The organism is Nostoc sp. (genome assembly GCF_054880495.1).
The window spans coordinates 45072-52907 of the sequence record NZ_JBTYKD010000012.1 but is presented as its reverse complement, the minus strand read 5'-3'; the positions used below and the strand labels follow the sequence as shown (position 1 = coordinate 52907).

Here is a 7836-nt window from a genome sequence, read left to right as displayed (position 1 = left end):
AACGGCAGACGCTGCGCGAACAGATGGGGGATGAAAACGGAAAACGACTCGCACCCAATAATAGGGAATAGCAGTTCACCAATACCCAATACTTCGACTTCGCTCAGTACAAGTACCCAATACTTCGACTTCGCTCAGTACAAGTACCCAATGACAAATGACAAATGACAAAATTCAAGTGATTGGCATTGATGTGGGGGGAACAGCAATTAAGCTGGGACGTTTTACATCTGATGGTACTTGTCTCTTATCTTTGACTTTGGTAGCTCCCCAACCGACAACACCAGAGGCGGTGGTGGCGGTGCTAGTAGATGCGATCGCTCAAATTGATCCAGAGAATCAAGCTGTTGCTATTGGTGTTGGTACTCCAGGACCTGCCGATGCAACAGGACGTATTGCCAAAATTGCGATTAACTTACCTGGATGGCGCGATGTGCCTTTAGCAGACTGGCTAGAAGCTAAAACTGGTAAACCGACTGCGATCGCTAATGATGCAAATTGCGCTCTTTTGGGAGAAGCTTGGCTGGGAGCCGGTCGCCACTTTCAAAATCTGATTCTGCTAACTTTAGGAACTGGGGTTGGTGGTGCAATTATCCTCAATGGCAAACTATTTATTGGACATCAAGGAGCCGCCGGGGAATTGGGTTTAATTTCATTAAATCCTGATGGGCCAATTTGTAATAGTGGCAATCAAGGCTCTTTGGAACAATATGCCTCTGCGACTGCGATTCGCCGCCGCACTCTCAAGGAACCCGCCGAATTGGGTTTTCTTGCCCAACAAGGAGATGACGCAGCCTTGACTTTTTGGCAAGAATATGGTAATAATTTGGGAATTGGTTTAACGAGTTTGATTTATGTACTCACACCGCAAGCGATCATCATTGGTGGCGGCATAAGTGGCAGCTTTGAATTTTTCTTACCAGCAGTGAAGGCAGAAATTGAGAAGCGAGTGCAGCCTTTATCACGGGTGGGGTTACAAATATTGCCAGCAGAGTTAGGCAATTTTGCTGGGATAGTAGGTGCAGCAAAGTTGGCATGGCAACACTATTCGGGATTTTAGATTATGGTTCAAATAATCCCAGCTAGAGACATCAGTCTTTACGAATTAGAAGAAAAATTTGGTTTGCAACTTGCCACAGACACCAACTTATTTACAGAATGGACAGAAAATTTAGCAACTCTAACTGATAATGAAAAGCAAGCGATCGCGCGAGTCAAAAGCAACTATTTAAACTTGAATAAGCATCGTCTGATGTCAGAAGAGGCGGTAAAGATGGTAGTGCTGTCTCCTTTACTCGATCTAGCTGGGTTTTATCAACTTCCTTTTGAGATTGAAACCGAGACTTCTGTGGAGATTTCTGCTAAAGACGAAAGCTTTATCGTTAAAGGAAATATTGATGTTCTTGTCATCCAAAAACGTTTTTGGGTACTTGTGATCGAATCTAAAAGCAGTAAATTTGATGTGATGACAGCCCTACCTCAAGCACTTGCTTATATGCTTGATCGTCCAAATCCTGCACAACCAACTTTTGGTTTACTAATCAACGGAAGGGAATTTGTTTTTGTCAAATTGATTCAACAAGAATATCCTTGGTATACCGGATCTGATGCGCTATCAATTGAACGTGATTCCGAACTACACCAAGTACTCAGTATATTGAAGCGGCTGGGAGAATTAATCGTTATTTAGAATTGTGGATTTAATCACCTGCAATTTTTATAAGGTGCATGAATTGACACTAAGAAAAAGAATATCCTGTTGCTTTCTTAACGTATTGCACCACTTTTTGATATGATTCAGGATTACTCACAGGGTTGATGATGATCGGAATAGTGCCATCTGGCAACCAAAAAGTTATCCTGCCGTTCGGTTCATGACAAAAGGAACTGATGCAGTTGAGATTAATTACATATTCATTTTTTTCGTAAATAATTTTCACCCAGTGGGCGTGATCTAATTCCAACGCCGTCACACATTCTAAATAATCAAGAATCTTTTGATAATCTTCCAAGTTACTTTGCGGGTTAATCACTATAGGAATGGCACTATCGGGTAGCCAAAAAGTAACTCTGCCATTCACTTCATAACAAAAAGCATGGACACCCTCAAAATTCACTACATATTCTCTCCTTTCGTAAAGGATTTTCACCCAGTACGCCACAACATCTCCTCAAGTCCGAAATTTACGAATGATGCACCCTGGATGTCCAAATCTGCTAAAGTCTTAAGTTAATGTTGCAATTAATTATCAATTATGAATTTTTATGACACCTCCAATGGTGTAGGTTTACCAGATGTCGAGATCGAAAGAGCGATCGCTGTTTGAATGAACCCTTTAAATAAGGGATGAGGGGTACTGGGGCGCGATTGAAATTCTGGATGGAATTGGCAAGCAAGAAAGAATGGGTGCTTGGGTAATTCCACAATTTCAACTAACTGTCCATCGGGAGAAGTACCACTGATCACATAGCCAGACTTCAATAACAGATCGCGGTAATCATTGTTGAACTCATATCGATGTCGATGTCGTTCATAAATTACATCTTCTCGATAAAGCTTGAAAGCCAGAGTATCAGGTATAACACGACAAGGATATAGCCCCAAGCGCATTGTACCCCCTAAATCCACTACTTCCTGCTGTCCTGGCAATAAATTAATCACCGGATCAATTGTATAGGGGTCAAATTCAGCACTATTGGCATCTGTTAATCCGCCTACGTGCCTAGCCCATTCAATCACAGAACATTGCATTCCCAGGCATAAACCCAAAAAGGGGATTTGGCGATCGCGCGCGTATTTAATGGCGGCAATTTTGCCATCTACTCCCCGAACACCAAAACCTCCTGGTACAATCACACCATCGACACCTTTAAGATGAGTTTCGGCTGGTTCAGTTTCCAAATCTTCTGAGTTCACCCAACGCAGGCGCAGTTTGCCATAAGTGGAGATGGCAGCATGGTTTAGTGCTTCCACTACAGATAGATAAGCATCACTTAACTGCACATATTTCCCGACAATGGCAATTTCTACCTCGTGCTTGGGACTATGTAACCGTTTTACTAGGGTTTGCCACTGCGTCAAATCTGGTTTGCGTTGTTCCATTTGCAGCAAGTTCAGCACTTGTTCTGCCATTCCTTCCCATTCCAGATTTAGCGGTACTTCATAGATACTTTTGGCATCTTGGGAAGTGATCACACATTCTTCCGCCACATCGCAAAAACCCGACAATTTTTGTTTTAATCCTTTGGGTAAGGGGCGATCGCTGCGACAAACTAAAATATCTGGTTGAATGCCAATGGATCTTAGTTCCTTAACTGAATGCTGGGTTGGCTTAGTTTTCATCTCACCCGCAGAGGCAATCCACGGTACCAGCGTTACGTGCATATACAACACATTCTGCCGTCCCACCTCTTTGCGGAACTGGCGAATTGCTTCCAAAAATGGCAGTGATTCAATATCTCCCACCGTACCGCCGATTTCTGTAATCACTACCGAGGGATTTGTACTTTTAGCAACTCGCAGAATCCGATCTTTTATTTCATTAGTAATATGAGGAATTACCTGTACAGTACCGCCATTGTAGTCTCCGCGTCGCTCTTTATTGATAACTGCCTGGTAAATCGAGCCAGTAGTAACACAGTTTAAGCGCGACATTGAGGTATCGGTAAAGCGTTCGTAATGCCCCAAGTCCAAATCTGTCTCCGCACCATCCTGGGTAACGAATACTTCCCCATGCTGAAAGGGACTCATTGTGCCAGGATCGATATTGATATAAGGGTCGAGTTTGAGAATCGACACCGAATATTCGCGCGACTTGAGCAAACGCCCTAGACTTGCTGCTACAATGCCTTTACCAATACTGGAAACTACGCCTCCAGTTACAAAGATAAACTTAGTCATAGTAGTTTGAATTTCTAACAACTTCTAAAAATACATCCCGTCATTGTGCCACAGTTATTGTGGTGTAATTTTCTGTGATTTGCAGTGAAAAACCTTTTAGGATTAGTAATATTAGGCTTTATTCTCTCCTCCTCGATCGCATTGGCACAGCCATCTCTTATAGTCATTTTTCCCCAAACAAACTACCAGACAAGTGCCGAAAAAATCTTCTTTCTGGGCACTGCACCACCAGATGGTCAGGTTTTGATCAATAGTAAGCCAATTACCCGCAGCAAAGCTGGTCATTTTTCCCCTAGTTTCCCCTTGCAGTTGGGGGAGAATCTTTTTACTGTACGTCACGACAATCAAGAACTCCAGATTAAAGTGACAAGGCTTACCACTAGCCCTGAACTACCACAGGGGTTAGGCTTTGCTAAAGATTCCCTGACTCCTGCTGCTGACATTGCCAGACTACCAGGAGAACTAATTTGTTTTAGCGCGTTAGCGAAACTTCCTCAAGGGGTCGCACCCCCTAAGGCCAATGTCTCTGTTAAATTGGCTAATCAAACTATTGCCCTTTTACCCCAACCTCAACAAGCACAACTACCAAGTAATTTGGCAATTCTGACCGGGCAAAATCAGCCTTATGCCCAGTCTAGCGTAGGCAATTATCAAGGTTGCACCACAGTAGCAGCAGCTGCCGATCTGGGGCAACCTCAGTTTCAATTGACGCTCAATGGCAAGACAATAACTCAGCCAGGATCTGGTAAGATTCAAATCCTCTCAAGAGCAGAGTTGCCAGTTGCTGAGATTATGGCAGACGCAGGCGTTGCTCGTACTGGCCCAAACAGCGATTATTCTCGACTCACACCACTGCCCAAAGGCACACGCGCAACAGTTACAGGTAGGGAAGGTGAATGGTTGCGCCTAGACTATGGCGCTTGGATTAATAGTCAAGAAACGCGCATTTTACCTGGTGCAATTGAGCCACAGACAATAATTCGCAGTGTTGGATACCGTCAACTCCCTGGTGCGACAGAGATAGTTTTCCCCTTGCAAGTTCCCGTGCCTGTGAGTGTGCAACAAAGTGAGCAGGCGATCGCTCTCACTCTCTACAATACCACTGCCCAAACGGACATTATTCGCCTGGATGATGACCCCCTAATTTCTCGCCTAGATTGGCAACAGAAAGCTCCAGGACAAGTAAAATACACCTTTAACCTCAAAAAACCTCAACAGTGGGGATATAAGCTAAGATACGACGGTACAACCCTGGTTTTGGCTTTGCGTCATCCGCCTCAAATCGGCAACACAAAACGCAAGCCTTTAGCTAATTTTAAGATTGTACTAGATCCAGGGCATGGCGGTAAAGAAACTGGTGCCAGTGGCCCAACTGGATATTTAGAAAAAGATGTGAATTTGGTGGTATCTAAGTTGCTGCGGGATGAGTTGGTGAAACGAGGAGCAACGGTGGTGATGACGCGGGAGGACGATCGCGAACTTTCCCTAGTAGAACGTCAGGCAATTATCAGTCAAGAAGAACCTACGATCGCTATTTCCATCCATCACAACTCCCTACCCGATGATGGCGATGCCGAAAAGATTAAGGGATTCGCCGCTTTTTGGTATCAACCCCAAGCTCATAACCTCGCAATATTTTTACAGAAATACGTAGTCAAAAAACTTGCTAGACCTTCTTATGGTGTGTTTTGGGATAACCTAGCGCTGACACGTCCGACAGCTGCGCCATCAGTGTTGCTGGAATTGGGTTTTATGAGCAATCCCGATGAATTTGAGCAGATAGTGAACCCAGAGGTACAGAAGAAAACGGCAAATGCGATCGCTCAAGGAATTACTGAGTGGTTTAGGAGTGTGAGATAAATTTGGAGGTACAACTAGTGTTGTATTTGGTGGAGTGCGATCGCTAGAGGATCTCGAAAAGGCCAAGCTGGAAGATGAATTGATGGAGGTAATTTGCGATGGCGAAGAAGAAATCAGCGATTCTTGAAGCCGTTCACGAAACGGTTACGGGGCTGCACAAGGCTGGACTGATAGATCAAACTACATTGCGGGAATTCGACAGTCTGTGTTTGTCTGAGATTGAACCGCTAGAACCTAAGCAAATTAAGGAAATACGCGAATCATTGCCGAAAGCGAGACAGAGATTGTAGTGATTACTGTGTATACATTTTATTTTTAAGGAAAGTGACGCGATGAAAATTAGTTATGGGACTTCCAAATAAAAAAATATCCAACTATTTATTGTGGGGTGGGCGTCTCGCCCGCCCAGTAACCAAAGGCTCTCGTGTCGCCCACCCCACAAGTAGTAGTAATTATATTTCTTGGAAGTCCCTATGACCAAGAAAGAGATTAAAAGACGCTTAGGAAGATTATTCAACGGAAACAGCTAAAAAGAACGGGGTAAAAAATGAGCAACGAAAATAATGTTTACATTAGTAGTGGGAATGTGTTTGCTGATTTAGGATTACCTAATCCCGAAGAAAGATTAGTCAAAGCCGAACTTGCCCGTAAAATTAGTGAGATAATTGCTGCTCGGAAATTAACACAAGTGCAAGCTGGTGAAATTTTAGGAATTGATCAGCCTAAAGTTTATTCATTAATTAGAGGACGATTAAGCGGGTTTTCAATTGATAGATTGATTAGCTATTTGAATAGTTTTGGTAATGATGTAGAAATGACGATTAAACCCAAACCTGAAAATCGCCCAATCGGACGTACAACAGTAGTCTGTTAATAAAATTATTCCAGAAATGCGTGTGCTTTTTCATAAGTCTACTTTTGAATATTCTTCGGCAGCGTCAATATTCAGCGCTCGCTATTTTTTAACTATAGCGGTTTTCACTTGAGTGAGATACAATCAAATGTACTATAGAGAGAAAATAAGTAAAAACTGTCAGTAATGAAAGCATATTACTTAGATTTGCGGCAGAAAATAATAGAAACATACAAGCAGGAATCTATATCTCAACGCAAGTTAGCAAAACGATTCCGAGTTGCTCTAAGTTTTATATATAAACTACTAAAACAATACAGAGAAAAGGGGACAATAGAAGCTAAGAGTCATGGAGATGGTCAGAGCCTAAAACTGAGTCCAGAGAATATCATAGCGCTGGGAGAACTAGTAGAGCAAAAGAATGATGCTACCCTAGAAGAGTTGAAAGAACAACTGTATGAAGAGACTCAGGTCGAGGTAAGTAATTCCACTATTAGTCGTGTATTGACTCGTTTAGAATTGACCCGTAAAAAAAAACGTTGCAGGCAAGTGAAAGGCACACAGAGCGAGTGCAAAACTTACGCAGAGAATACCGACAAGAAATGACCATGTTACCGGTGGAAGATTTAGTCTTCGTAGATGAAGCCGGGGTAAATTTAGGAATGACTCGCCGATTTGGACGGGCATTATCAGGACAAAGAGCTTATGGAACCTGCCCTCAACAACGAGGACGAAATATTAGCCTCATTGGTGCAATTGGATTACGGGGTGTTGTCGCTTCCATTGCAATTGTAGGAGCAATAGATGGCTTAACTTTTGAAGCTTTTATCTCTCAGCGATTAGTACCCAATCTTTGTTCGTGTGCTGTGTAGTCATGGATAACGCCTCTATTCATCAACAAGCATTTTTACGTCCTATTCTAGAACAAGCAGGTGCTACTTTACACTTTCTCTCTTCCTACTCCCCTGACTTCTCTCCCATTGAAAACTGTTGGTCGAAAGTGAAAGAGTTTATTCGTTCCATTGCTCCTCGTACCTATGATGACTTAGCTCAAGCTATTGACACAGCTTTTCAAAGGGTCTCTTGGAAAGATATTCATCACTGGTTTACTCATTGTTGCTACTGTCTGACTGAATATTTAGAACCAGACTCAAGTTTTTCTCCTCACTCCTCTATTTAGTACATCAATTCTTTAGTACACAAGTTCGTATCTCATCCAAGT

Annotated in this window: 6 protein-coding genes and 1 pseudogene; 5 read left to right on the top strand and 2 right to left on the bottom strand. The window is 42.8% G+C overall.

The genetic code is table 11. From position 1 onward, the window contains the following. Positions 1-157 precede the first annotated feature (157 nt). Together ACYTXL_RS01315 and ACYTXL_RS01310 are read left to right on the top strand one after the other, a co-directional pair. Entirely contained in the window at positions 158-1060 is a 903-nt protein-coding gene (locus tag ACYTXL_RS01315; RefSeq protein WP_461920911.1) for an ROK family protein, read from the top strand. A 3-nt stretch (positions 1061-1063) separates the two neighbouring features. Beyond that, entirely contained in the window at positions 1064-1690 is a 627-nt protein-coding gene (locus ACYTXL_RS01310; protein WP_461920910.1) for a type I restriction endonuclease, read from the top strand. Positions 1691-1739: 49 nt separating this feature from the next. Here ACYTXL_RS01310 and ACYTXL_RS01305 read toward each other — a convergent pair whose 3' ends face one another. After that, positions 1740-2162, bottom strand: a complete 423-nt coding sequence (locus tag ACYTXL_RS01305) for a hypothetical protein (protein WP_461920909.1) — start codon at positions 2160-2162, stop codon at positions 1740-1742. 101 nt (positions 2163-2263) lie between these two features. After that, the gene (locus ACYTXL_RS01300) at positions 2264-3901 is read right to left on the bottom strand and encodes a CTP synthase (RefSeq protein ID WP_461920908.1); all 1638 of its coding nucleotides are present in this window, start codon (positions 3899-3901) and stop codon (positions 2264-2266) included. Between the two features lie 84 nt (positions 3902-3985). Between ACYTXL_RS01300 and ACYTXL_RS01295 the strand changes: the two genes are divergently transcribed. The 3 genes and pseudogenes from ACYTXL_RS01295 (at position 3986) to ACYTXL_RS01285 (ending at position 7794) form a co-directional block, all read left to right on the top strand. Continuing rightward, complete coding sequence (locus ACYTXL_RS01295; protein WP_461923151.1) at positions 3986-5761, top strand: N-acetylmuramoyl-L-alanine amidase; 1776 nt, start codon at positions 3986-3988, stop codon at positions 5759-5761. A 547-nt stretch (positions 5762-6308) separates the two neighbouring features. Further along, complete coding sequence (locus ACYTXL_RS01290) at positions 6309-6635, top strand: helix-turn-helix domain-containing protein (protein ID WP_461920905.1); 327 nt, start codon at positions 6309-6311, stop codon at positions 6633-6635. Positions 6636-6800: 165 nt separating this feature from the next. Beyond that, positions 6801-7794, top strand: a pseudogene (locus ACYTXL_RS01285) (IS630 family transposase). The last annotated feature ends 42 nt before the right edge of the window (positions 7795-7836 follow it).